Origin of the sequence: Roseateles cavernae, from assembly GCF_040187885.1 — a bacterium.
GTDB lineage: Bacteria > Pseudomonadota > Gammaproteobacteria > Burkholderiales > Burkholderiaceae_C > Roseateles_E > Roseateles_E cavernae.
The window spans coordinates 18,739-42,483 of sequence record NZ_JBDPLH010000002.1; the positions used below are offsets into that span (position 1 = coordinate 18,739).

16 protein-coding genes are annotated in these 23,745 nt (G+C 68.5%); 8 read left to right on the top strand and 8 right to left on the bottom strand.

The window, feature by feature from the left end; genetic code table 11:
• Nucleotides 1-4: 4 nt before the first annotated feature.
• The 3 genes from ABGI63_RS06970 to ABGI63_RS06980 all read right to left on the bottom strand — a co-directional run bounded on the left by ABGI63_RS06970 (nt 5) and on the right by ABGI63_RS06980 (nt 4,379).
• Entirely contained in the window at nt 5-2,320 is a 2,316-nt protein-coding gene (locus ABGI63_RS06970) for a DUF6351 family protein (protein WP_349741749.1), read from the bottom strand.
• Nucleotides 2,321-2,444: 124 nt separating this feature from the next.
• Nucleotides 2,445-3,095, bottom strand: a complete 651-nt coding sequence (locus ABGI63_RS06975) for a GNAT family N-acetyltransferase (RefSeq protein WP_349741750.1) — start codon at nt 3,093-3,095, stop codon at nt 2,445-2,447.
• A 108-nt stretch (nt 3,096-3,203) separates the two neighbouring features.
• Nucleotides 3,204-4,379, bottom strand: coding sequence for a GGDEF domain-containing protein (locus tag ABGI63_RS06980; protein ID WP_349741751.1), 1,176 nt, complete (start codon nt 4,377-4,379; stop codon nt 3,204-3,206).
• A gap of 166 nt (nt 4,380-4,545) precedes the next feature.
• Between ABGI63_RS06980 and ABGI63_RS06985 the strand changes: the two genes are divergently transcribed.
• Both ABGI63_RS06985 and ABGI63_RS06990 read left to right on the top strand, forming a co-directional pair.
• Nucleotides 4,546-5,673, top strand: a complete 1,128-nt coding sequence (locus ABGI63_RS06985; RefSeq protein WP_349741753.1) for an HD-GYP domain-containing protein — start codon at nt 4,546-4,548, stop codon at nt 5,671-5,673.
• Nucleotides 5,674-9,753 (top strand): PAS domain S-box protein, encoded by a 4,080-nt coding sequence (locus ABGI63_RS06990; protein ID WP_349741754.1) that lies wholly within the window; start codon nt 5,674-5,676, stop codon nt 9,751-9,753.
• On the opposite strand, the gene ABGI63_RS06995 is transcribed toward ABGI63_RS06990, so the two are convergent.
• Complete coding sequence (locus tag ABGI63_RS06995) at nt 9,747-11,255, bottom strand: AMP nucleosidase (protein WP_349742383.1); 1,509 nt, start codon at nt 11,253-11,255, stop codon at nt 9,747-9,749. The two genes, ABGI63_RS06990 and ABGI63_RS06995, sit on opposite strands and share 7 nt — an antisense overlap.
• Nucleotides 11,218-11,433, bottom strand: a complete 216-nt coding sequence (locus ABGI63_RS07000) for a DUF1127 domain-containing protein (protein WP_349741755.1) — start codon at nt 11,431-11,433, stop codon at nt 11,218-11,220. Before ABGI63_RS07000 ends, ABGI63_RS06995 begins: the two co-directional genes overlap by 38 nt.
• A gap of 90 nt (nt 11,434-11,523) precedes the next feature.
• Between ABGI63_RS07000 and ABGI63_RS07005 the strand changes: the two genes are divergently transcribed.
• On the top strand, nt 11,524-12,462 hold the full coding sequence (locus tag ABGI63_RS07005; protein WP_349741757.1) for a LysR family transcriptional regulator: 939 nt from the start codon (nt 11,524-11,526) through the stop codon (nt 12,460-12,462).
• Here ABGI63_RS07005 and ABGI63_RS07010 read toward each other — a convergent pair.
• On the bottom strand, nt 12,414-13,076 hold the full coding sequence (locus ABGI63_RS07010) for a response regulator (protein WP_349741758.1): 663 nt from the start codon (nt 13,074-13,076) through the stop codon (nt 12,414-12,416). The genes ABGI63_RS07005 and ABGI63_RS07010 overlap by 49 nt on opposite strands.
• A 146-nt stretch (nt 13,077-13,222) precedes the next feature.
• Here ABGI63_RS07010 and ABGI63_RS07015 point away from each other — a divergent pair, with 146 nt between their 5' ends.
• From ABGI63_RS07015 to ABGI63_RS07025, 3 genes are read left to right on the top strand one after another with little or no spacing between them, the layout of a single operon-like run.
• Nucleotides 13,223-13,939 (top strand): chitinase, encoded by a 717-nt coding sequence (locus ABGI63_RS07015; RefSeq protein ID WP_349741759.1) that lies wholly within the window; start codon nt 13,223-13,225, stop codon nt 13,937-13,939.
• A 43-nt stretch (nt 13,940-13,982) separates the two neighbouring features.
• Complete coding sequence (locus ABGI63_RS07020) at nt 13,983-16,619, top strand: TonB-dependent receptor (RefSeq protein WP_349741760.1); 2,637 nt, start codon at nt 13,983-13,985, stop codon at nt 16,617-16,619.
• A gap of 16 nt (nt 16,620-16,635) precedes the next feature.
• Nucleotides 16,636-17,868 carry a DUF5009 domain-containing protein gene (locus tag ABGI63_RS07025; protein WP_349741761.1) on the top strand — a complete coding sequence of 411 codons (1,233 nt, stop codon included), beginning with the start codon at nt 16,636-16,638 and terminating at the stop codon, nt 17,866-17,868.
• Here the strand turns inward: ABGI63_RS07025 and ABGI63_RS07030 are convergent, their stop codons facing one another.
• Nucleotides 17,869-19,260 (bottom strand): sensor histidine kinase, encoded by a 1,392-nt coding sequence (locus ABGI63_RS07030; RefSeq protein ID WP_349741762.1) that lies wholly within the window; start codon nt 19,258-19,260, stop codon nt 17,869-17,871. It abuts the gene before it with no gap.
• On the bottom strand, nt 19,257-19,919 hold the full coding sequence (locus tag ABGI63_RS07035; RefSeq protein ID WP_349741763.1) for a response regulator transcription factor: 663 nt from the start codon (nt 19,917-19,919) through the stop codon (nt 19,257-19,259). Before ABGI63_RS07035 ends, ABGI63_RS07030 begins: the two co-directional genes overlap by 4 nt.
• A gap of 131 nt (nt 19,920-20,050) precedes the next feature.
• Between ABGI63_RS07035 and ABGI63_RS07040 the strand changes: the two genes are divergently transcribed.
• Both ABGI63_RS07040 and ABGI63_RS07045 read left to right on the top strand, forming a co-directional pair.
• Nucleotides 20,051-20,785: a chitinase gene (locus ABGI63_RS07040; protein WP_349742384.1), complete on the top strand. Its 735-nt coding sequence runs from the start codon at nt 20,051-20,053 to the stop codon at nt 20,783-20,785.
• Between the two features lie 75 nt (nt 20,786-20,860).
• Nucleotides 20,861-23,563, top strand: coding sequence for a TonB-dependent receptor (locus ABGI63_RS07045; RefSeq protein WP_349741765.1), 2,703 nt, complete (start codon nt 20,861-20,863; stop codon nt 23,561-23,563).
• Nucleotides 23,564-23,745: the final 182 nt, after the last annotated feature.

Genomic DNA, 23,745 nt, shown 5'->3' on the forward strand with positions numbered 1-23,745 from the left:
AGCTCTACCAGCGCGGCCGTGCCCGGTCGGGCCGGCTGTAGTCGCAGACGCCTTCTGGGAAGGTGCTCTTCAGTGCCGTGATGGCCGCCGCATCCGGCACCCAGGGCCAGTAAGTGCCGTCGCGCAGCGCCCGTTCGACGGACTTCAGCGCGCATTGGTAGATGCCGCCCTCCAGCGGCGCGCCGGCCATCGTGCGCGAGGTGCCGTAGAGCGGGAAACGCTGGGTGCAGGGGCCGGCGGGCTTGTGGTCGAGGATGCCGTTCCAGGCATCCTCGCCGGCATAGATCAGCCGGCCCTGCAGATCGAAGCAGCTGTCCACCGCACGCGCCGGCCGGTTCTGGGCCAGGCTCTTTCTTGGATTGGCGCGGATATTGGCCATCCACTCATCCATCACCGCGACCGCATCCAGCGTCTGGCTGGCCTTGGGCTGGCCGGGCATCGTGTCGGTGAACCAGATCACCAGATGGCGGCTGTGGCCCATCTCCTCGCGCATGCGCTGGCGCACCGCGAAGGACTGGTGGGCGTTGTGCATGTCCAGCTCGCGCTCCAGGTACTGGCGATGGTCGATGGTCGGGATCTCCAGCCGGCCGCCGAACACCATGCCCGAGCTGTAGGCCGCGCGCTGGGCTCGGCTGTCGCCGCGGGTGCGCGGCGCCGGCTGGTCCGGGGCCGGGGCGAGGTTCATATTGCGCCGGCTCCAGGGGTCGAAATTGGCCGGATCGAAGCCGCCCAGGAAGGGGAAGCCCTCCTGCACCATCTCGCTGGGATGCTTCCAGCCGCCGATCTTGCGGTTCAGATCGAGGAACTCGGTCGGCGTGATCTGGCCTTCCTTCAGCGCGCGCAAGCCGTACTGCACGCCGACGTTGTCCCAGGTGGGCCGCGCCGCGCCGCTGGCATCGACGCCGTAGATCGTGCGCAGATCGTCGTAATGGGTCCAGCGTATCGCCGCGATATCGCTCTGCGGCTCGTAGAACTGCTGGTTCGGCACCTGGCCGTAATGCGGGTTCATCGTCAGCGGCGACAGCCCGCGCCAGGACTTCACGCACTCGGTCGAGCCCAGCGCGGTGCTGTAGCCCAGGCCCGCCTTGAGGCCGGCCAGCGGGTCGGCCACCGCCTCCTCGGCGTTGAAGCCGACCAGCCATGTGCGGTTCTTCGTGACCCGCCACCTCGGGTTGGCGCGGTCGGTCGCGTCCATATAGTGCTCCAGCAGCTCGCAGTCACCGACATGGATGGTCTGGGTCACCATGTCCGGATAGCTCTGCACCGGCAGCGCCGCATCGAGGATGCCGGGCTGGTTCTGCTGCAGGATGTATTGCTGGATCGCGCCGCCCGAGCCGCCCAGCCCATAGGTGTAGAGCGGCCGGCCGTAGCGCTCGATGAAGCGCTCCTTGGTCATCAGCGCGGTCTCGGCCGCGAGCTGCAGGTTGTAGTGGGTGCCGGTGTTGTTGCCGCTGGAGTGCACGATGGCCGTGCCGCTGCGCAGGATGTCGGCATTCATCGCACCGCCATGCAGCGTGCCCTGGCTGTGGCCGATCGCGACGCCGCCCTGGAACCAGTATTGCAGCCGGCCGTTCCACAGGCCCAGGTCCGGCGCCGCCGGGCTCTCGCCGCGCGGCGCCAGCATCGCGAAGCTGTAGAGAAAGCGGTTGATCGTGCCGCGCTCCTGGCGCACGACGAAGTCCACGACGCGGCCGTCGGCCAGCGTGGTGCTGGCGATGTCGGCCGGGCGGCTGCCGTCGGCCGGCAGCGGCTTCCATTGATTGCCGGTGCTGCGGTACCAATAGGTGACGAAGGTCGCGATGCTGCAGTCGCGGCTATAGCCCAGCAGATTGCCCAGGCCGTCCTTGACCGGGTTGCCCGGCGGCACGGCCGCGTCCACCAGGGCCGGCTTGCCGACCGCGCCCTGCTGGCTGGTGCAGACAAAGGGCTGCTGCTGCGGGCCGGAGAACAGCGGGCCGGTGATCGGGTGGTTGTTCAGGCTCAGGCTGTCCAGCACCGCGCCGCTGCGGTGGCGCAAGAGCAGGCGGTTGCGACCCTCGACCAGGCCGCTGATGACCGCTTCGAGCCGGTCGCCGCGCTGCTGCCAGACCGGCTGGATGCGGCTGTCATTGAGCCACAGCACGAGCTTGTCGCGCAGGCCCGGCGCGGCGTGCAGCGCGATGCGGGCGTCGCCGCCGCTGACCCATTCGGCCGGCCCGGACAGCAGCTCCAGCGCGGTGCGCGGCCCGCGATCATCGTGATGATCGCCATGCGCGAGGCTGCACAGGGGCAGCAAGACAAAAGGGATCGCTGCGGCGACCCTGAGGGTTCCGAGTTTCATGGCAGGCGTCTCCTTGGGCCCGTGACGGGCCTTGTTGGTTTTGCGTCGGCCATGAAGCCGGAGGGCGGCGACGAGGCCGCCCCGACGATAGACCCGTCGCGGCGGTCCTGTCGTCCCCCTAGGTTCAGCGCGGCATCTGCAGGCGCTTGTAGTAGCGCGCGGTGCTGTGCAGCCGGCCTTCGGCGCAGCTGTCGTAGTCGGGGATCTCGCCGACCCGCTGCCAGCCGAGGTGGACATAGACGGCCTCGGCCTGGCTGGCAGCCGGGGTGTCGAGCACCAAAAGCGTGCGGCCTTGCTGCATGGCGGCACATTCGACACTGGTCATCAGCTGGCTGGCGATGCCGCGGCCGCGCGACTGGCTGTGCACCATCAGGCCCTGCACCTCGCCGCGATGGTGGGCATTGGCCTGCGGGCACAGCGACAGCTGGGCCGCCCCCTGCAGCTGGGCGGGCCGGTCGGCCTGGCCCTCGCAGGCGATCCAAAGGCTGTGATGCTGGCCCAGCTTGGCGAACACGCCGTGCCAGTAGTCCAGCGCCGCATAGCGCGACATCGGCGCCAGAAAGCCCAGCGAGGCGCCGTGATGCACGCTGTCGGTCAGCAGATCGCACAGCGCCGGCAGCCATTGCAGATCACGCGATGTCAGGCGCCGCACCGCCGGCAGGCTGGGTTCGTAGCGGGTCTGGCGCTGCGTGCTGAGCTCATACAGCTCGGCCTGGAAACCCAGGTCGCGGGCGGCGGGTGAGACGAGGGCGGACTTGGCTTGGCGGAGGAACATGGCGGATGGTGGACTGCTGATCGGGCCGGGAACCCACCGCTTCTTCTGGAGGCGGCGGGGCCTGGTATTCCCTTATGCAAGCGGCGTGCCAGCCGCTGCCTCGTTCGCTCAGCCCTCCAGGCCCGGCTCGGCCTGCAGCCGCCCGCGCCCGGCGCGCTTGGCCTCGTAGAGTGCGGCGTCGGCGCGGCGCATCAGGTCGGCGATATTGCGGTCGCCGTGGCGCAGCCGGGCCCAACCGGCGCTGAAGTCGAGCGCGAAGCCCAGCTCCTTGGGGGCCATCAGGGCCAGCGCGTCGCGCATGCGCTTGTCCAGCGCCTGCGGGCCCTGGGCGTCGCAGCGCGCCATCAGCACCGCGAATTCCTCGCCGCCGACCCGGCCGACCAGATCGCCGAGCCGCTGCTGCTCGCGCAGGCAGCGGGCGAACAGCTGCAGTGCCTTGTCGCCGACCTCGTGGCCATGGCTGTCGTTGACGGCCTTGAAGAAGTCGATGTCCAGCATCATCAGCGCCAGCGGCTCCTGGTAGCGCCGCGCCATCGAGATCATGTCGACCGCGCGGGCGCTGAAGGCGCGGCGGTTGTTCAGGCCGGTCAGCACATCGGTCTGGGCCAGGCGCAGAAAGGCGCCCTCGGTCTCGCCGCGCCAGGCCACCAGCACGGCCGCCAGGCTCAGCGTCACCGCGACATTGCTGAGCACGGCGGCCAGCACATTGACCGGGTGCGGGGTGTAGAAGTCGGGGTAGCTGGCGGTCGCGAACACCGCCAGCCAGGCGCGCCACAGGGTCAGCAGCGCCAGCAGCAGCAGGCAGCCCAGCAGCAGGCCGCGCCAGCGCCGGCTCGGCCGCGCCAGCTCGGGCTCCAGGGCCTTGGGTGGCTGGGCCAGCGTGACGCAGATCATCAGCAGCTGCAGCACGAAGACCAGATTGGACAGGCCGACCCGCCAGACATAGCTGTCGAAGCTCAGCAGATAGAGCAGGGCCACCGCCGGCGGCAGCGCCAGCATCAGGCGCCGGCCGCGGCGCCGGCCCAGCCAGTCATTCATCGCCAGCCACAGGGCGCTCAGCGAGGCGCTGATCAGGCCCATCGCCACGGTGCCCAGCGCCCGGTCCCACAGCACCGAGGCCAGCAGCAGGGCCAGCCAGCCGGCGCCCTGCAGGCCCATGCCGACCTGGGCATGGCGGGCGCCGGGGCTGGCGTTGCGCCAGCCCATCAGCACCGGCAGCACCAGGGCCAGGGCCAGGGCCTGGATCACGAGCAGACTGAAAAGCGTGGCGATATCGAAGTGCATGGCGGTCTGAATGAGCAGGCCTGTGGCCCGTGCATTGTGGTGGCATTTCGGGCCGCGCACCAATCTGTCGCGTGCGGGGCGCAATCCGGCGTGCCCGGGCTTGGCTTGATGCGCGGCAAATGCGACCATCGGTCGTCGGGCAGTGCAGGGAGCCAAAAAAATGCCTATGAGCCAGCGGCCGCTCGTCCTGATCGTGGACGACAACGCCGAGAACTTGACCGTGCTGGGTGAACTGTTGCAGCCGCTCTACCAGGTGCGGGCGGCCAACTCGGGCGAGCGGGCGCTGCAGCTGATGCAGCTGGAGCCGCTGCCCAGCCTGGTCCTGCTGGATGTGATGATGCCGGGCCTGGACGGCTATGCGGTGCTGGAGCGGCTGCGCGCCGAGCCGCGCAGCCGCAGCGTTCCGGTGATCTTCGTCACCGCGATGGGGGCCACCGAGGACGAGGAGCGCGGCCTGCTGCACGGCGCGGTCGACTACATCACCAAGCCGATACGGCCACCGGTGCTGCTGGCCCGGGTGGCCGCCCATGTGGAGCTGAGCCGCGCGCGCGAACGCCTGGCCGACCAGAACCACGATCTGGAGCTCGAGATCGAGCGCCGCATGGCCGAGAACCAGCGCCTGCGCGATATCGGCATCCATGCGCTGGCCCGCCTGGCCGAGACCCGCGACAACGAAACCGGCAACCATCTGCGCCGTACCCGCGAATATGTGCGCCAGCTGGGCACGCAGCTGATCGGCACACCGCGTTTTGCGCGGCGCCTGGATACCAAGACGGTGGACCTGATGGCGCGCTCGGCGCCCTTGCACGATATCGGCAAGGTCGGCATCCCGGACCGCATTCTCTGCAAGCCCAGCAAGCTCGACGCCAACGAGTGGCTGATCATGAAGACCCATGCCGCGCTCGGTGCCGAGGCCATCGAGCTGGCCGAGCGCGATGCCGGGCCGGGTGGCGGTGTCGACTTCCTGCACTACGCCAAGGACATCGCGCGCAGCCATCACGAACGCTGGGACGGCGGCGGCTACCCGCAGGGCCTGGTGGGCGAGGCGATCCCGCTGGCGGCGCGGCTGATGGCGCTGGCCGATGTGTTCGACGCGCTGATCAGTCCGCGCGTCTACAAGAAGGCCTGGAGCTACGAGGCGGCGCGGGCCCATATCGTCGAGCAGCGCGGCAGCCATTTCGACCCGGATGTGGTCGATGCCTTTGTCGCCTGCTTCGACGAGTTCTGCTCGATCGCACGGCGCCTGGCCGATCCCGGGCATCCATCCTCGGCCGTGGCGGTCGCCGAGCGCTAGATGCCTGGCGCTCCGAGCCTGCCCCTGCCGGCGCGTCGTGCGCAATACCTGACCCTGCTGGCGACGCTGCTGGGCCTGCTGCTGCTGGGCCTGCTGGCGCTCGACTACTCGCGGCGCCAGCACCATGCGCAGGAGGCGGCGCGGCTGGAGACCATTGCCGCGCTGCGCGCCAGCCAGGTGCGGGCCTGGCTCGAGACGCAGCTGCGGGCCGCCAGCTTTGTCGCCGAGCATGGCCAGCTGGGCGAGTGGTACCAGGCCTGGACCGAGCGTGCCGACGCGGCCGCGCAGCAGCGCCTGATGCAGGAATTGACCCGCTTTGCCGGCGCCATGCAGATGCACCGGGTGCTGCTGCTCGATGCGCAGGCCCGCATCGTCTCGCGCGACGGTCCCGGGCCCGACAAGCCGCCGCCCGAGCTGCGCGCCGCCGTGCAGCAGGCGCTGGCCAGCGGCAAGACGGCGCGCACCGACATCTATGCGGTCGAGTCGGCCACGCTGCCGGAGCGGCTGGACATCGTCGTGCCGCTGCGCGCGCGTGCCGGGGCGGCGCCGCCGGCCGCCGTGGTGCTGCGCATCAGCCCCTGGGACCAGCTCTACCCGCTGCTCGCGGCTTGGCCGCTGCCCAGCCAGAGCGGCGAGTCGGTGCTGTGGCGGCGCGTCGGCGACGAGGCGCTGGCGCTCAGCGAGCTGCGCCAGCAGCCCGGCTCGGCCGGCCGGCTGCGCCGGCCGCTGGACCGGCCCGAGCTGCTGGTGGGCCAGGCGCTGCGGGAGGGGGCGCTGCCGGGGCTGACCATCACCGGCCTCGACTATGCCGGCGTGCCCTCGCTGGGCGCGCTGCGCGCCGTGCCCGGCACCGACTGGCTGCTGGTCAGCAAGGTGGCGCGTGCCGAGGTCGATGCCAAGGTCTGGGGCGAGGCGCGCTGGATAGGCGCGAGCACCTTGCTGGCCATGCTGATCGCCGCCGTGGTCTGGCGGCTGCGGCGGCAGCGCTGGGCCCAGGCGCTGCTGGCCGAGAGCGAGCTGCGCAGCCGCACCCTGCTGGAGGCGCTGGCAGACGGGGTCTTCGTGGCCCAGGATCTGCGTTTCGTGTTCGCCAATCCGGCCCTGCCCAAGCTGCTGGGCTATACCGAGGACGAGTTCGTCGGCCTGCCGTTCGCGGCGGTGGTGGCGCCCGAGTTCCTGGAGCTGTGGACCGCGCGCTTCCTGGCGCGCACCGGCGCCGGCCCGGAGCCGCAGCGCCATTACGAGCTGTGCTGGCTCGACAAGCAGGGCGGGCGGGTCTGGATCGAGCTGCGCGCCAGCCGCATGAGCTACCTGGGCCGGCCGGCGGTGCTGGGCATCGTCAGCGACATCGGCGAGCGCCGCCGCATCGAGCAGGCGCTGCAGGAGTCGTCCGAGCTGCTGCGCGCGGACATCGGCGAGCGCCAGCGCATCGAGCAGGCGCTGCAGGAGAGCGAGCGCCTGTACCGCTCGATGGTCTCGGCCCTCAGCGAGGGCGTGATCATCTTCGACATTGCCGGGCGTGTGCTGGCCAGCAACCCGGCCGCCGAACGCATCCTCGGCTACGGCCAGGCGCAGATGCAGGCGGCCGACTGGCAGTGGCGCGCGCTCGAGATGTGCGACAACGAGGGCCAGCCGCTGGCGGCCAGCGAGCTGCCGTTGAGCCGTGTGCTGAGCACCGGCCAGGGCCAGCACGGCCTGCAGCTGGGCGTGCGCAGCCGGGCCGGGCAGCGGCGCTGGCTCACGCTCAATGCCGAGCCGCTGCGCTCGACCGACGGCCAGAGCATTGTCAGCGTCGTCAGCTCCTTCACCGACATCAGCGACAAGCGCGCCAGCGAACAGCTGCTGCGCAAGCTCTCGCTGGCGGTCGAGCAAAGCCCCACCAGCATCCTGATCTCGGACCTGGCCGGCGCAATCGAATACGTCAACGCGGCCTTCACCCGCATCAACGGCTTCGGCCGCCAGGAGGTGCTGGGCCGCACGCGGCTGGAGCTGCAGCCGCAGCGCGGCCCGCGCGAGCGCGTGCAGCAGATGCGGCGGGCCGTGCAGCAGGGGCAGAACTGGTCGGGCGAGCTGCTGAACCATCGCAAGAACGGCGAGATCTTTCACGAGTTCGTCCATATGGCGCCGATCCGCCAGGCCGACGGGCGCGTCACCCATGTGCTGTCGATCGGCGAGGACATCAGCGCGCACAAGCGCCAGAGCGCCGAGCTCGACCAGCATCGCCACCATTTGCAGGAGCTGGTGCAGGCGCGCACCGCCGAGCTGGCCGAGGTGACGCAGGCGGCCCAGGCGGCCAGCCTGGCCAAGAGCGCCTTCCTGGCCAATATGAGCCACGAGATCCGCACGCCGATGAATGCCATCATCGGCCTGACCCATCTGCTGCGGCGCGACAGCCGCGATGCGCTGGCCCAGGACCGGCTGGCCAAGCTCGACGGCGCGGCCCAGCACCTGCTGCAGGTCATCAACGACATCCTCGATCTCTCCAAGATCGAGTCCGGCAAGCTGGAGCTGGAGGACCAGCCCTTCGCGCTGCGCGAGCTGCTGACGCGCTGCTGCGATCTGGTGGGCGAGCGCGCGCGCGACAAGGGCCTGCAGCTGAGCCTGGTGGCCGACGCGCTGCCACCCTGGGTGCGCGGCGACGCGACCCGCCTGTCGCAGGCGCTGCTGAACCTGCTCAGCAATGCGATCAAGTTCACCGAGCAGGGCTCGGTACGGCTGCATGGCGAGCCGCTGGGCCCGGAGCTGCTGCGCTTCGAGGTCAGCGACACCGGCGTGGGCATCACGGCCGAGCAGCAGCAGCGCCTGTTCCGCGTCTTCGAGCAGGGCGACAGCTCGACCACGCGGCGCTATGGTGGCACCGGCCTGGGCCTGGCCATCACCCGCCACCTGGCCGAGCTGATGGGCGGCGAGGTCGGGGTCGAGAGCCAGCCGGGGCGGGGCAGCCGCTTCTGGTTTACCGCGCGCTTGCCGGCCGCCGATGGGGCCGATGCGGCCGCCGCGATGGCCTCGGCGGCGGGCAGCGAGCGCGAGGCGCTGGACCAGCTGGCCAGCCGGCATGGTGGCGCGCACATCCTGCTGGTCGAGGATAACCCGATCAACCAGGACGTAGCCCAGGAGCTGCTGCACGCGGCCGGGCTGACGGTGGACCTGGCCTCGAATGGTCGGCAGGCCCTGCAGCTGGTGCAGCGCAACGACTACCAGCTGGTGCTGATGGACATGCAGATGCCGGTGATGGACGGGCTGCAGGCGACCCGAGAGATCCGCCGCCTGCCCGGCATGGCGGCGCTGCCGATTGTCGCGATGACGGCCAATGCCTTTGGCGAGGACCGCGCCGCCTGCCTGGCCGCCGGCATGAACGACCATGTCGGCAAGCCGGTGGCGCCGGCCCAGCTCTATGCGCGCCTGCTGCAATGGCTGCCCGCGCGCGCTCACTCGGTCGAGGCACTGCCGCCGCCGCCCGAGCCGCTGGCCGATGTGGTGGTCAGCGAGGCCGAGCTGCTGCCGGACTGGCTGACGCGGATCCCGGGCCTGGATGTGGTGCAAGGTCTGCGCTACACGGGCGGGCGGCCGGCCACCTACTGGCGCGTGCTGCAGCAGTTCGCCCATCACTTCCAGGACGGCATGCCGGCCCTGGCCGCGGGGATCGAGGTCGGCGCCGGCGACACGCTGCGGCGCTTTGCCCATTCGCTCAAGGGCGCGGCGGCGGCGGTCGGGGCCCAGCAGCTCAGCGAGCTGGCGGGCCGTATCGAGGCCGGCGACGAGCTGCCGGCGGCGCAGATGCGGCCGCTGGTCGAGCGCGCCTCGGCGGCCCTGGATGCGCTGGTGCAGGATCTGCGGGCCGCGCCGCTGATGGAGGAGACGCGCCCGGCCGAGCTCGACGAGCCGCCGCCCGACCCCACCAGGCTGGCCGGGCTGGCGGCGCTGCTGGCGGCCGGCGATTTCCGCGCCGTCGAGCGTTACCGCGAGCTGGCCTCGGCACTGCGCGCCCGGCATGGGGCGCGCGCCCATGAACTCGGCGAGCGCATCCGTGCCTTTGATTTCGAGACCGCGCTGCGGCTGCTGCGCGGACTGGGCTACTGAAACGCCACCTCGGCAAAGCTGCGCAGCTTGCGGCTGTGCAGCTGGGTCAGGTGGCGCTTGCGCAGCAGCTCGACCGCACGCAGCCCGATGCGCAGATGCTGGTCGACGCGCTCGCGATAGAACTGGTTGGCCATGCCGGGCAGCTTGATCTCGCCATGCAGCGGCTTGTCGGAGACGCACAGCAGGGTGCCGTAGGGCACGCGGAAGCGGAAGCCGTTGGCCGCCAGCGTGGCGCTCTCCATGTCCAGCGCCACCGCGCGGCTCTGGCTGAAGCGGCGCTCGGGGCCGCCGTCCAGATGATTGGGCAGCAGCTCCCAGTTGCGGTTGTCGGTCGAGGCGACGGTGCCGGTGCGGAAGATCTGCTTGAGCGCCGGGCCGGCAAGACCTGTCACCTCGGCCACCGCCTCTTCGAGCGCCTGCTGGATCTCGGCCAGCGGCGGGATCGGCACCCACAGCGGCAGCTCTTCGTCAAGCACATGGTCCTCGCGCACATAGCCGTGGGCCAGCACATAGTCGCCCAGGGCCTGGCTGTTGCGCAGCCCGGCGCAGTGGCCCAGCATCAGCCAGGCATGCGGGCGCAGCACCGCGATATGGTCGCTCATGGTCTTGGCATTGGCCGGGCCGACACCGATGTTCACCATCGTGATGCCGCTGCGGTCCTGGCGGATCAGGTGGTAGGCCGGCATCTGCGGCAGCCGGGGCAGGGCCTGGCCCAGGGCATCGGCCGCTTCCGCCGACAGGCCGACGCGGCGCGTGACGAGATTGCCGGGTTCGACGAAGGCGATGCAGTCGTCGTGCTCGTGTGGATTCGCCGGGTCGGGCGTGCGCGCCATCAACTCATGGCCCAGGCGCACGAACTCGTCGATATAGAACTGGTAGTTGGTGAACAACACGAAGTTCTGGAAGTGGTCGGTCGAGGTGCCGGTGTAGTGGCGCAGCCGGTGCAGCGAGTAGTCGACCCGTGGTGCGGTGAACAGGGCCAGCGGCGCCGGCGCGCCGGGCGGACCCTGGTGGGTGCCATTGGCGATGCCGTCGTCCATCGCGGCCAGATCGGGCAGGTCGAACAGATCGCGCATCAAGAGGCGGCGCTCGGCGCTCAGCGCGCCCTCGACATGGTCGTGCTCGCCGAGCGCGAAGTGCAGCGGGATGGGCTGGTGGCTGGTGCCCACCTCCAGGCTCACACCGTGGTTGATCAGCAGCAGGCGGAACTGCTCCAGGTAGTAGTCGCCGAACAGGTCGGGCCGGGTCAGCGTGGTCTCGTAGCTGCCGGGGCCGGCGACGAAGCCATAGGCCAGGGTCGAGACCGCGCGCGCCACCGTGCGGGTGTGGATGCGCACAAAGGGGTAGCAGGCGCGCACCCGGCCGATCTCCTCGCCGGCGACGAAGCGCTGCAGCGCATCGCGCAGGCTGGCGACGCTGGCGGCGTAGATCTCCTGGGCGCGCGCCAGCGCGGCCTCGGCCTGGTCAAACGCGGTGGGGGCGAAGAAGGGCGGCTTGTTCATCATGGCGCCATTGTGGCGCGGCGGCGCAGGCCTCCAGCTCACCGCGCCCCAATCCCAGGTCCAGCAGCTCGCGCTCGCTCATCGCGAGCAGCTGGCGGCGTTCGGCGTGCCGGCGCAGCGCCGCATGCCAGCGCTGGCTGAGGCATTGCAAAAGCGTCGGGGCGTGATGGTCTGGCATGAGGGCTTCCGGTGGTGATGCTGGCCATGCTCGGCCCTCGGCTAAGATTTGAAAAGTTGAATCATCTGATCGCAGCCAACAGGAATTCCTATGCGTAGCCTGAATCTCGACCAGTTGCGCAGCCTGGTGGCGATTGCCGACCTGGGCAGTTTCGCGGCCGCCGCCCAGGCCCTGCACCTGGCGGCGCCGACCATCAGCCTGCAGATCAGCGAGCTGGAGTCGCGGGTCGGTGCCCAGCTGCTGCAGCGCGGCCGGCGCGGCGCGCTGCCGACCTCGGCCGGGGCCCTGCTGGTGCAGCGCGCACGCGGCCTGCTGCGCGAGGCCGAGGAAACGCTGGCCGAGCTGGGCCGCCATGCCAAGGGCCTGGCCGGGCGGGTGCGGCTGGCCGCCCAGACCGGGGTGGCCGCCCATGTGCTGCCGCCGCTGCTGCTGCCGCTGGCGGCGCAGCGGCCCGAGATCGAGCTGGCGCTGAGCGTGCTGGGCACCCATCACACGCTGGCGGGCCTGCTGGCCGGCACGCTGGACATCGGCATCGTGACCCTGCCGGTCGAGCCGCAGCCGGGGCTGCAGTGCCGGCCCTGGCGGCGTGATCCGATGCTGGCCTGCCTGCCATCGGGCTGGTCGGCGCCGGCCCGCATCACGCCGGCCTGGCTGGCCGATCGGCCGATGATCGTCAACGACGCCAGCACCCAGATGCAGCGGATGACGCTGGCCTGGTTCGGCGCGGCCGGCCAGGTGCCGCGGCCCGGCATCGAGCTCAACTACACCGAGGCGATGAAGAGCCTGGTGGCGGCCGGCTACGGCGCCGCCATCCTGCCTATCGAGGCCGAAGCCCAGGACCGGCATGGGATGCAGCTGCGGCCCCTGTCGCCACCGCTATGGCGCGAGCTGGGTCTGCTGCACCGGCCGCGCGAGCTGCTGGCGCCCTCGGTCTGGCCGGTGCTGGACGCGCTGCTGGGCGCCGCCCAGCCCCGCAGCTCTCAGGCCGCCTCGAGAACGAAGCCGACGCCGCGCACCGTGCGCACATAGCCGTCGCCGATCTTCTTGCGCAGATTGAAGATGTGCACGTCCAGCGCATGGCTGTCCGAGTGGGGCAGGGCCTGCGCCTCCAGCTCGCGGCGCGTCACCACATGGCCGCTGCGCTTGATCAGGGTCAGCAGGATGCTGAACTCGGTGCGTGAGAGATTGATCGCCTGGTTGCCGCGCGTCAGCGCCATGCGGCCCTCGTCCAGCGACAGGTCGCGGGCCTGCCAGGCCAGTGGCTCATCGGATGAGCCTTGCAGGCCCGAGCGCCGTGCCAGCGCGCGCAGCCGCGCCAGCAGCTCGGCGCTGGCAAAAGGCTTGACCAGATAGTCGTCCGCACCGCTGTCCAGACCCTCCAGCCGGTCCTCGATGCCGTCGCGCGCGGTGATCACGATGACCGGCAATTGCGGATCCTGCTGGCGCAGCTTCAGCAGCAGCGCCAGCCCGCAGCCATCGGGTAAACCCAGGTCCAGCACCAGGGCGTTGAAGCGCCGCTCCAGCAGCTGCTGCTGGGCGTCGACCAGACGCCGTACCCAGACCAATTCGTGACCACTGTCGTGAAGCAGGGAGTGCAGGGATCGACCCAGCTCGAGGTCGTCTTCCACCAGGCATATCTTCATTTCTGGGCGTCCTGATGGCGTCGCATCTGCGCATCCTTAATCATCTCTTGAGGCACTGCGACGCTGATTCATTGGATAGTAATGACCAATAGCGTACCAGTGCCGATATCGATGGCTACTGGGTTAAACCTGAGGAGAAGCGGTTGATGCGAGTGTTCAAGGGCCTGATCGCCATCGTGGTGGCAACAAGCTTGGCAGCGGCGGCGCAAGGCGCCAGCAGCGAGCCCGGTGGCCAGTTGCTGCTCAGCGAAGCGCAGTTCGAGACGCTGTTCCCGAAGCGTCTGGCGTTCTACAGCTACCAGGGCTTTGTTGCGGCAGCCCGCTCCTTTCCGGCCTTTGCTGGCGAGGGCCCGGCCGAGCAACGCTGGCGCGAGCTGGCCGCGTTCCTGGGTCAGATCGCGCATGAGTCCGACGAGCTGCGCGCGCTGCGCGAATACCGCCGCGAGAACTACGACCACTACTGCCGACTCAGCGAGCCCGGCGATGCCTGCGCGAAGGGCCAGCAGTACTACGGTCGCGGCCCCATTCAGCTGAGCTGGAACTATCAGTACAAGGCCGCCGGCCAGGCCTTGGGCCTGGACCTGTGGGCCGATCCCGACCGGGTGGCGCGTGATCCGCGTGTGGCCTGGCAAACCGCCCTCTGGTACTGGATGACCCAACCCGGCCCCGGAACCATGACTGCCCACCAGGCCATGGTCAGTGGCGCCGGCTTCGGCGAAACGGTGCGCTCCATCAATGGCGTGATCGAGTGCGACAAGCCCGGTGATCGCGAGGTCGCCCGCAAGCTCGCGCGCCGAGCTGATTTTTACCGCCGTGCCGCAACCCTGCTGGGTGTCAGTCCCGACACCCGGCTGGGCTGCTGAATTTTTCCGACCCTTCCCGAACGAACCCCCTTGGAGATCCCTCATGAAAAAGAAGATCCGCGTTCTCAGGCCCCTGCCCTTGGTCACGCTGCTGGGCCTTGCGCTGCCGGCGCTGGCCCAGTCGGTCGACACGAGCAAGAAGGACAAGAGCAGCCCGCTCGAGTTGCCCCAGGTCACGGTGACCGCGACCCGCAACACCACCGATGCCTTGAAGACGCCGGTCTCGGTGACGGCGCTGCAAGGCGATGATTTGGTGCGCGACAACGTCAAGGAACTGCGCGACCTCAGTGGCTTCGTGCCCAATCTGCAGCTGGGCCTGTCCGGTGCCGACTCCGGTGTGCTGGCCTCGATCCGCGGCGTGACTTCGACCAACTTCACCGAGATCGGCGATCCGGCCGTCGGCATCCATATCGACGGCATCTACTCGCCGCGGCCGCAGGGCTCGCTGGCGCTGATGTTCGACCTGGACCAGGTGGAAGTCCTGCGCGGTGCGCAGGGCACCTTGTTCGGCCGCAACTCGACCGCCGGCGTGATCAACGTCATCCCGGCCAAGCCCGACTTCAAGTCCAACTACGGCTGGACCACCTTGCAGCTGGGCAATTACAAGGGCCGCCAGCTGCGCTCGATCTACAACCTGTCGCTGGCCGACAACTTCGCGCTGCGCGCCGCCGTGATGGTCGACAAACGGGACGGCTACATCAAACAGGAGCAGGACCTGCGCGATCGCGGCATCAAGAAGCCCGATGGCACGTTCAGCCCCGATGGCAAGCCCGATACCGACCAGCGCCTGAATCGCAAGCTCAGCCCGTCTGACTACTACACCAACTCCGACCAGGCGGCCGCGCGGCTGACGGCGCGCTGGGCCGTCAACCGCGATCTTGAATGGCAGGGCAGCTTCGAGCACTTCAAGAACAACGGTGCCGGCGATATCGGGCTGAAGGACTGCGCCGGTGCGAAGGGCTCGCTATGGGACTGCGGCGACAAGGGGCAGTGGCACGCCATCATCAATGTGCCGGGCAAGCTCGACATGAGCATCAGCACCTTCCGCAACACGCTGAGCTGGAAGCTCGGCGACACCACCGAGCTGGTCTACAAGAATGCCTACGCGGTGCAGAAGCGCTCGCAGTTCCATGACGACGACGGCGGACAGACCTGGCTCAATTCCGAGGTCGACATCATGCAGCCCTGGGGCAACTGGGGCAAGCAGCATGCGATCGACACGGCCACCTACACGATGGCCTCGAAGTACAAGTCCTGGGTCCACGAGCTGCAGTTCAAGCAGACCACGAAGGACTGGCGCTATGTGGCCGGTGCCTTCTTCCTGTCGGAGAAGAACGCGATCGACTTTGCGACCGACGAGTTGGTCAAGGCGCCGTTTGCGATGCCGCAGGGCCAGTTCTATTCGCAGCCGGATCGCCGCATCGAATCCAAGGCCTTGTTCGCCCAGGGTGACCTGCTGCTGGCCAAGGACCTGACCGCCACTGCCGGCATCCGCTTCAGCAAGGACGAGCGCAGCGATAATGGCGGCATCAGCGCCGGGCTGTGGGACGCGAGCACGCCCTGGTACTACAACGGCAAGTACACGCCGCCCTGTGCGCCGGGCCTGTGCACCCCGCACAACGGCACCGACCTGACCATGGGCATGGGCCCGTTTGCCGGCCTGTCGGTCTACCCCTCGCCCATCGTCAACACCTACAGCAAGAGCTGGAGCAAATCCACCTACCGCGTCGGCCTGCAATATGACCTCAGCAAGGCCCAGATGGTCTTCACCTCGCTGGCCAGTGGCTATCGGCCTGGCGGCTTCGGTGATCGATTTGACACCTGCGGCGGTGGTGAATGCGTGGACGGCGGGACCAAGAAGTACAGCTTCCTCGACTACAAGCCTGAGACCACCTTGAACTTCGAGGTGGGCTACAAGGGCCGCCATTGGGGTAACAAGCTGGACATCGGTGCGACCTACTTCAACACGAAGTACAAGGACATGCACGTCACCAATATGTTCGCCGTGGGTCAGAAGAAGCTCAACCGCGTCTGCGCCGATTGGGAGCCGACCTGCGATGTCGTGAATGCCTGGAAGACCGAAAACATCGGCGACGCCAAGATCCAGGGTGTCGAGCTGGAGTTCAAGCTGCTGCCCTGGGCCAATGGCAATTTGTCGGGCTATCTGTCCTACCTCGATGCCAAGGTCAAGTCCTACGACACCTTCGATGACAACTGGATGTGCGGCTATCGGACCCAGAACGGTGCCGAGCCTTGCGCGCCGGTCTATATGGGCACCGACCCGAGCAAGCGTGGCCGCAAGATCTACGACGTGCGCGGCAACCAGCTGCCCTACGCGCCCAAGGTCTCGTATGCGCTCAACTACTCGCACGACTTCTCGCTGGGCAACGGCCTGAGCCTGACGCCGACGATAGGCGCGCGCTACCAGAGCAAGATGTACTTCACGCCGCGCAATCTGGACAACGACAAGATCGGTGACTACCAGAAGGCCTACACCAACTGGAACGCCTCGGTGAAGCTGGCGGCCGACGATGGCAAGTGGGATGTCGAGCTGTGGGGCACCAATCTGAGCGACAACATCGTCAAGAACTGGATGGGTCAGGGCACGGCCGGCGGCTACACCTTCAATAGCTACAACCCGCCGCGCATGTACGGTGTGCGGGCCACCTTCAACTATTGATGGCGGAGGCCAGCGCATGTCGATGATTGCTGTACCGGCGGCCGGGGCCGTCTCCCACGCTCCCGGTCCTGTGCTGCGCGTCGGCCGCATCGCGTCGATCGACGTGATGCGCGCGCTGACCGTGCTGCTGATGATCACGGTCAACGAATGGCATCCGGTGCAGGGCTTGCCGGACTGGATGAAGCATTACCCGGCGGACGCCGACGCGATGAGCTTCGTCGACATGGTGTTCCCGGCCTTTCTGTTCATCGTCGGCATGTCGATTCCGTTCGCGCTGCAGCAGCGCGCAGCGCGCGGGGACTCGTTCGGCCGGCAGGTCGCGCATGTCGTGCAGCGCGGCCTGGGCCTGGTGCTGATCGGTGTCTTCATGGTTAATGCCGAGAGCGGGTTCAACGCTGATCGCATGCTGCTGCCTATCGCAGCCTGGGCCTTGCTGAGCTATCTCGCCGCCTTCTGGCTGTGGGGCGGCTGGCGAGGGCAGGGGCTGGGACGGGTCTGGCGCTGCGCGGGCGTGCTGCTGTTCGTCGGGCTGGCGCTGGCCTATCGCGGTGGGCCTGGCGGCGAGCAGGGCATGAGCCCGCAGTGGTGGGGCATTCTGGGCCTGATCGGCTGGGCCTATCTGGGAGCCTGCCTGGTCTATCTGCTGGCGGCCCGGCTCGGCGAGCGTGCCGCCGCCGGCTTGCTGGCGGGGATCGCGCTGTGTCTGGGCTACTACCTGCTGGGCCAGCGCCCCGATCCGGGGCCAGGTCTTGCCTTGCTGTTGAGCCAGGGCGGCCAGGCCTCGCACATCGCCATCGTGCTGAGCGGCTGCCTGTGCGCACTGATCTACTTCCAGACCGGCACCAGCGCTCGGCGCGCACTGCTGCTGGCGCTGTTGCTGGCCTTCGCGGCGGCCTGGCTGGCTACCTGGCTGAGGCCGGACTACAAGATCTCTAAGATCCACGCGACGCCCAGCTGGGCCTTGTACAGCGTGGCGGCCTGCGTGCTGATCTATGCGCTGCTGCACGGCCTGACGCGCGCCGGCACGCGGCCGCTGTGGCCGGCCTTGCTGGGGCCGGTCGCCGCCCATCCGCTGCTGGCTTATCTGCTGCCGTTCGTGCTGGGTTGGCTGATGCAGCTGCTGGGCCTGCAAGGGCCGGCACTGTTGAATCAGGGCCTGCCGGGCCTGTTGTGGGCGCCGCTGTTCGCGCTGCTGATCGCGGTGGCGGTGCGCTGGCTGGACGCTCGGGGCATCAGCCTGCGCATCTGATCAGGCCGGTGCCGCCGGGAAGCTCAGGCTGACACACAGGCCGCGGCCATCGGGGCCGTCGTCCATGCGCAGCTGCGCGCCATGCTGGGCCGCGGCGCGCTCGACGATGGCCAGGCCCAGGCCGCTGCCGGGTTGCTCGCCGTCGTGCAGGCGGAAGAAGCGCTCGAACACCTTCTGGCGCAGCGCCACCGGGATGCCCGGGCCCTGGTCGCAGACCGACAGGCCCAGGCCGCCCTCGGGCTGTGGCGCCAGCCGCACCAGCACCTGGCTGCCGGGTGGCGAGTACTTGACGGCGTTGTCCACCAGGTTGTCGATCAGCGAGCCCATGTTCTCGCGGTTCATGCGGATCCGGCATTCCTCCGGCGCGCTCAGCTCCACCTCGATGCCGCGCCGCAGTGCCAGCTGGCTGGCCAGCACGATGCGGTCGCGCGTCAGCGTCACCAGGTCATGCTCGCGCATGTCCATCGCATCCAGATCGGCGCCCGAGCGCGCCAGCGCCAGCAGCTGGTGCACCGTGTGGGTGGCGCGTTTGACGCCTTCGGTCAGGCGCTGTGCGGCCTCGGCCTGGCGCGCTGTCGCGGCGCTGCCCTCCAGTTGCTCGGCGTTCAGCTGTATCACCGCCAAGGGCGTCTTCAGCTCGTGAGCGGCGTCGAGCAGGAACTCGCGTTCGCGCTCCAGGCGCTGCTGCAGCCGGTTCATCAGCGCGTTGACCGAATTGACGACCGGCGCCAGCTCCACATAGGGCGAGCTGGGCAGCGGCGACAGGTCCTTGGCCGAGCGCTGCGAGATCTGCGCGCCGATGCGCCGCAGCGGCGCGAAGCCGCGCCGGAACAGCAACCAGACCGGCAGTACCAGCAGCGGCAGGCCGTAGAGCAGCGGGCGCGCGTAGTAGCTGAAGCCCTTGACGCTGAAATGCCAGTCGCCCGGCATCTCCTGCCAGCGCCGCACGGTCAGGCCCTGCTCGGGCGCGCTGGCCTCGGTGTAGAGCCAGAGCTTGTCGCTCTCCAGCCGGTCCAGCTGTGGCGGTGCGCGGTCCTTGGGGTCCGGGGGAGCGAGCTGCTGGCGCAGCTGGCCGTGCTGCCAGACCTGCACCACGCTGTGCGGCGTGCGATGGCCCTTCTGGCGCCATTCGGCATTGCGCAGCTCCTCCAGGTCGCCCAGCGCGGCATTGATGGCGGCGGGGTCGTCGAGCTTGTCCTGCAGCTGGGCCCGCACCAGCTGGGCCCAGAGCTTGTTTTCGGCCTGGCCGTTGCGGCTTTGCAGCAGGCTGATGTCGGCCAGCTCGCGCACGATCAGCCCGGCCCAGGTCAGGAAGATCACCGCGAACACCGCGCCCATGGTGCGGTTGAACAGGGATCGGTGCGCCGGCGGCGGGGCGGTCTCGGCGCTCATGCCTTGCTCTCCACCAGAAAGCCGACGCCGCGCACGGTGCGGATATAGCCCTCGCCGAGCTTTTTGCGCAGGTTGAAGATGTGCACGTCCAGGCTGCGTCCGTCGGTATGGGTCAAGGCCTTGGCCTCCAGTTGTCTTCGGGTGATCACGCGATCCGGCAGCTTCAGCAGGGCCAGCAGGATGGCGAACTCGGTGCGCGAGAGATTGATGCGCTCCTCGGCGCGCGTCAACACCATGCGGTGCTCGTCCAGGGTCAGGTCCTTGAGCCGCCACTCATGCGGCAGATCGGCCGCCGCGCCGGCCGCACGACGGGTCACCGCGCGCAGCCGCGCCAGCAACTCGGCGCTGGCAAAGGGCTTGACCAGATAGTCGTCGGCGCCGCCGTCGAGCCCGTCCAGCCGGTCCTCGATGCCGTCGCGGGCGGTGATCAAGAGGATGGGCAGCTTTTTGTCGATCTGGCGCAGCTGGCGCAACAGGCCCATGCCGTCGCCGTCGGGCAGGCCCAGGTCCAGCAGCACGGCGTCGAAAGCCTGCTCGCTGGTCCAGTAACGCGCATCCGAGGCACGCCGCACCCAGACCGCCTCGTGGCCGCTTTCCTGCAGCAGGGCTTGCAGCGAACGCCCGAGCTCGAGATCGTCTTCCACCAGGCATATCTTCATGACGGCGCACTGTAGCAACAGCGGCTTTAACAGAGGCTTAACGCAGCCTTGAGGCTTCCTAAAACGAGCACTCGCGATAGTCCGGCCTCGAAGTCACGAGACGGATGTTCATGGAGGAGATGCTTGTGAAGATGCTGAACGGGGCGCTGGCCGCCCTGCTGCTGGCGGCCTGTGCCGCCTGTGTTGGCAGCGGCGGTGGCGCTGAGCCCGAACCCGAGCCGGGCCTGGCCGCGCAGTTCCTGCCCAGCCGGGCGCAGTTCGATGCGCTGTTTCCCGACCGTCTGGACTTCTACAGCTACGAGGGCTTTGTGCAAGCCGTCGCCAGCTATCCGGCCTTCGCCGGCCGTGGCAGCGACGCGGTGCGCCGGCGCGAGATGGCCGCCTTCCTGGCCAATATCGCCCACGAGTCCGACTTCCTGCGCGCGCTGCGCGAGTACAACCAGGCCAATCACAACAACTACTGCCGTCAGGGCCCCGGCGAGAGCTGCGCGCCCGGCCAGCAGTACTACGGCCGCGGTCCGATCCAGCTGAGCTGGAACTACCAGTACCTGGCGGCCGGCCAGGCCTTGGGCCTGGGCCAGGCGCTCTGGGCCGACCCCGACCGCGTCGCCCGCGACGCCAAGATCGCCTGGCAGACCGCGATCTGGTACTGGATGAGCAATAGCGGTCCGGGCCGCATGCCCGGCCACCAGGCCATCGTCGACGGCGCCGGCTTCGGCGAAGCGGTGCGCGCCATCAACGGCACCCTCGAATGCGACAAGGCCCCCGATGCGCCGACCGCGCGCAATCTGAACCGGCGCATCAAGCTGTTCCGCGACTACAGCGCGCTGTTCAAGGTGGAGCCGGGCCAGGGGCTCGGCTGCTGAGGCCCCGGCGCGGGCACTCCATTCATCCGACCCCGCAAGATCAACCACGAAGGAGACATAGTGAAGAAGAAAGACATGGGATCCACCGCAGCGCGCCTGCATCGCAGCGCGGCCAGCCTGGCCGTCAGCGCGCTGGTGATGAGCCTGGGCCTGCCCGTTCTGGCGCAGGCGCCGGCCGACGCAAGGAACGCCCAGCCGCGACCGGCCAAGGAGGGCAGCGAGGTCAATGAGCTGCCCCAGGTGACTGTGACGGCGACCCGCCGGACCACCCATCTGCTGAAGACGCCGGTGGCCGTCTCGGCCTTGAAGGCCGACGATCTGGTCCGCGAGAACGTGAAGGAAATCCGCAACCTCAGTGGCATGGTGCCCAATGTGCAGTTCGGCCTGTCGCCGGCCGACTCCGGGGTGGCGATGTCGATCCGCGGGGTCAGCTCGACGAACTTCACCGAGATCGGCGATCCGGCCGTCGGTGTGCATATCGACGGCGTCTACTCACCGCGTCCGCAGGGGGCGCTGGCGCTGATGTTCGACCTCGACGGCATCGAGGTGCTGCGCGGCGCGCAAGGCACCTTGTTCGGCCGCAGCTCGACGGCCGGCGTGATCAATGTGCTGTCGGCCAAACCCGACTTCAAGTCCGACTATGGCTGGACCTCGCTGCAGCTCAGCGACTACAACGGCCGCCAGCTGCGCAGCGTCTACAACAAGTCGCTCGGCGAGCGCTTCGCGCTGCGCATGGCCTATATGCGCGACACCCGCGATGGCTTCATCAGCCAGGAGCGTGATCTGACCGATCGGGGCTATCGCGTCCCCGATGGCAAGGGTGGCTTCAAGTTCACGCCGGACGGCAAGCCCGATGTGGATCAGCGCCTGAACCGCGTGCTCAAGCCCAGCGACCATTACTACAACTCCAACCAATGGGCCGGCCGCCTCAGCGCCCGCTGGGCGCTGTCGCCGCAGCTCGATCTGCAGAGCACGGTCGAGCGCTTCCACAACAAGGGGGCCGGTGAGGTCTATCTGCGCGATTGCGGCATGGCGGCGGGCTCGCGCTGGGCCTGCGGTCCGGAAGGGCAGTGGCATGCCAAGATCAATGTGCCCGGCAAGATCGACATGAGCCTGGACACCCTGCGCAACAACCTGAACTGGAAGTTCAGCGACAGCGCCGAGCTGTCCTTGAAGAACTCCTACTCGGTGCAGAAGCGCGTCCAGCATCAGGACAATGACGGCGGCCTGCATCCGCTGGACAGCGAGGTCTGGGTCTACAACCCAGGCAGCAGCTCGCTGACCGGCTCCCGGCCGCATGTGACCGACGAAGCCACCTATGTGCTGGGCTCGCGCTACCGCACCATGGTCAACGAAATCCAGATCAAGCAGGACACCAAGCAATGGCGTTATGTCGCGGGCTACTTCGATATGCGCGAGAAGAACGCCATCGACCAGGCCCAGGATCGCTTGACCAATGGCGGGACGGCCCTGCCGGCCGGGCATTTCTGGAGCCAGACCGATCGCCGGGTCGAGTCCAAGGCCTTCTTCGCCCAAGGTGACCTGAAACTGGGCGAACAGTGGACCGCGACCGTGGGCTTGCGCATCAGCGAAGACACGCGCGCCGATCTCGCGGGGCGCAGCTCCGAGAACTATGGCGGCGGAACCTGGTACTACAACGGCAAATACACGCCGCCGCCGCTGAGTGCCGGAATTCCCCACAATGGCACCGACCTGACTTTCGAGATGGGTCCCTGGGCCGGCCTGGGCATCTATCCGAACAATGTCGGGCTGAACACGCACTCGGACACCTACAAGTCCAAGACCTACCGCCTGGGCCTGCAGTACGACCTCGACAAGTCCCAGATGCTGTTCGCGTCCTTGGCGACCGGCTATCGGCCCGGCGGCTTCTCCGATCCGGCCGACAAATGCGGGGAGAGGAAATACAAATGCGCCGACCCGGCCATGGAGGCGAGCCGGATGTACTTCCGCGAGTACGACTCGGAGACCACCAAGAACCTGGAGCTGGGCTACAAGGCGAGCCTGCTGAACCGCAAGCTGGACCTGAGCGTCGTGCTGTTCAACACCGACTTCGAAGGCATGCAGTACACCGATATGCACACGATAGGCGCTCGCCAGCCCGTGGGCAGCGAGAACTGCAGCGGCACATCGACGACCTGCCTGGTGCGCGGCTGGACCACCCAGAACATCGGCAGCGCCAGCATCCGCGGGCTGGAGCTTGAGTTCAAGGCGCTGCCATGGCGCGACGGTCGACTGTCGGGCTACGCCTCGCTGCTGGATACCAGCATCAAGAAGTGGCACACCTTCAGCGATGAATGGCTGTGCGGCGACCGCGCCAACACGGCCAACCCATGCCCGCCGCTGTATGTCGGTTCGGACCCGCTGCTGGCCTCGAAGCGGCCTTACGACGTGCGCGGCAAGCAGCTGCCGAACTCGCCGAAATACTCGTTTGCGCTCCACTATGCGCATGACTTCGATGTCGCCGACGACTTGGTGCTCACGCCGTCGCTGAGCTACCGCTGGCAGAGCAAGATGTACTTCCGGGCACGCAATCTGGATGACGCGAGCCTGGGCCAGTTCCAGAAGTCATACGGCAATATCAATGCCGCCGTGAAGCTGGCCGATGGCAAGGGGCGCTGGGACGTCGAGCTCTGGGGCACCAACCTGAGCGACAACGTGGTCAAGACCTTCATCGACGCCAGCCCTGTCGGCGGCCATGTGCGCGCCACCTTCGCCCCGCCGCGCATGCTGGGCGTGCGGGCCACCGTCTACTACTGAGCCGACGGCAGCGCCGTCCTCCCCACCTCGCAGCGACGCTGCGAGGTGGGTTTTTTGCAGTTTCCTTAATTCAATATTGAACCCGCTGCCCGCCGATACCGGCGACAGTTGTAGGCCCTGATGTTTTCCCCCGGCCGGCCCGACGCGGCCTGTTCCCTGACGCTCTCGATGCTGTGTGTTCT

What these genes read in the sequence shown, in the direction of transcription:
- ABGI63_RS06970 (WP_349741749.1), bottom strand. Translation starts at nt 2,320, where the DNA reads ATGAAACTCGGAACCCTCAGGGTCGCCGCAGCGATCCCTTTTGTCTTG.
- ABGI63_RS06975 (WP_349741750.1), bottom strand. Translation starts at nt 3,095, where the DNA reads ATGTTCCTCCGCCAAGCCAAGTCCGCCCTCGTCTCACCCGCCGCCCGC.
- ABGI63_RS06980 (WP_349741751.1), bottom strand. Translation starts at nt 4,379, where the DNA reads ATGCACTTCGATATCGCCACGCTTTTCAGTCTGCTCGTGATCCAGGCC.
- ABGI63_RS06985 (WP_349741753.1), top strand. Translation starts at nt 4,546, where the DNA reads ATGAGCCAGCGGCCGCTCGTCCTGATCGTGGACGACAACGCCGAGAAC.
- ABGI63_RS06990 (WP_349741754.1), top strand. Translation starts at nt 5,674, where the DNA reads ATGCCTGGCGCTCCGAGCCTGCCCCTGCCGGCGCGTCGTGCGCAATAC.
- ABGI63_RS06995 (WP_349742383.1), bottom strand. Translation starts at nt 11,255, where the DNA reads ATGAACAAGCCGCCCTTCTTCGCCCCCACCGCGTTTGACCAGGCCGAG.
- ABGI63_RS07000 (WP_349741755.1), bottom strand. Translation starts at nt 11,433, where the DNA reads ATGCCAGACCATCACGCCCCGACGCTTTTGCAATGCCTCAGCCAGCGC.
- ABGI63_RS07005 (WP_349741757.1), top strand. Translation starts at nt 11,524, where the DNA reads ATGCGTAGCCTGAATCTCGACCAGTTGCGCAGCCTGGTGGCGATTGCC.
- ABGI63_RS07010 (WP_349741758.1), bottom strand. Translation starts at nt 13,076, where the DNA reads ATGAAGATATGCCTGGTGGAAGACGACCTCGAGCTGGGTCGATCCCTG.
- ABGI63_RS07015 (WP_349741759.1), top strand. Translation starts at nt 13,223, where the DNA reads ATGCGAGTGTTCAAGGGCCTGATCGCCATCGTGGTGGCAACAAGCTTG.
- ABGI63_RS07020 (WP_349741760.1), top strand. Translation starts at nt 13,983, where the DNA reads ATGAAAAAGAAGATCCGCGTTCTCAGGCCCCTGCCCTTGGTCACGCTG.
- ABGI63_RS07025 (WP_349741761.1), top strand. Translation starts at nt 16,636, where the DNA reads ATGTCGATGATTGCTGTACCGGCGGCCGGGGCCGTCTCCCACGCTCCC.
- ABGI63_RS07030 (WP_349741762.1), bottom strand. Translation starts at nt 19,260, where the DNA reads ATGAGCGCCGAGACCGCCCCGCCGCCGGCGCACCGATCCCTGTTCAAC.
- ABGI63_RS07035 (WP_349741763.1), bottom strand. Translation starts at nt 19,919, where the DNA reads ATGAAGATATGCCTGGTGGAAGACGATCTCGAGCTCGGGCGTTCGCTG.
- ABGI63_RS07040 (WP_349742384.1), top strand. Translation starts at nt 20,051, where the DNA reads ATGCTGAACGGGGCGCTGGCCGCCCTGCTGCTGGCGGCCTGTGCCGCC.
- ABGI63_RS07045 (WP_349741765.1), top strand. Translation starts at nt 20,861, where the DNA reads ATGGGATCCACCGCAGCGCGCCTGCATCGCAGCGCGGCCAGCCTGGCC.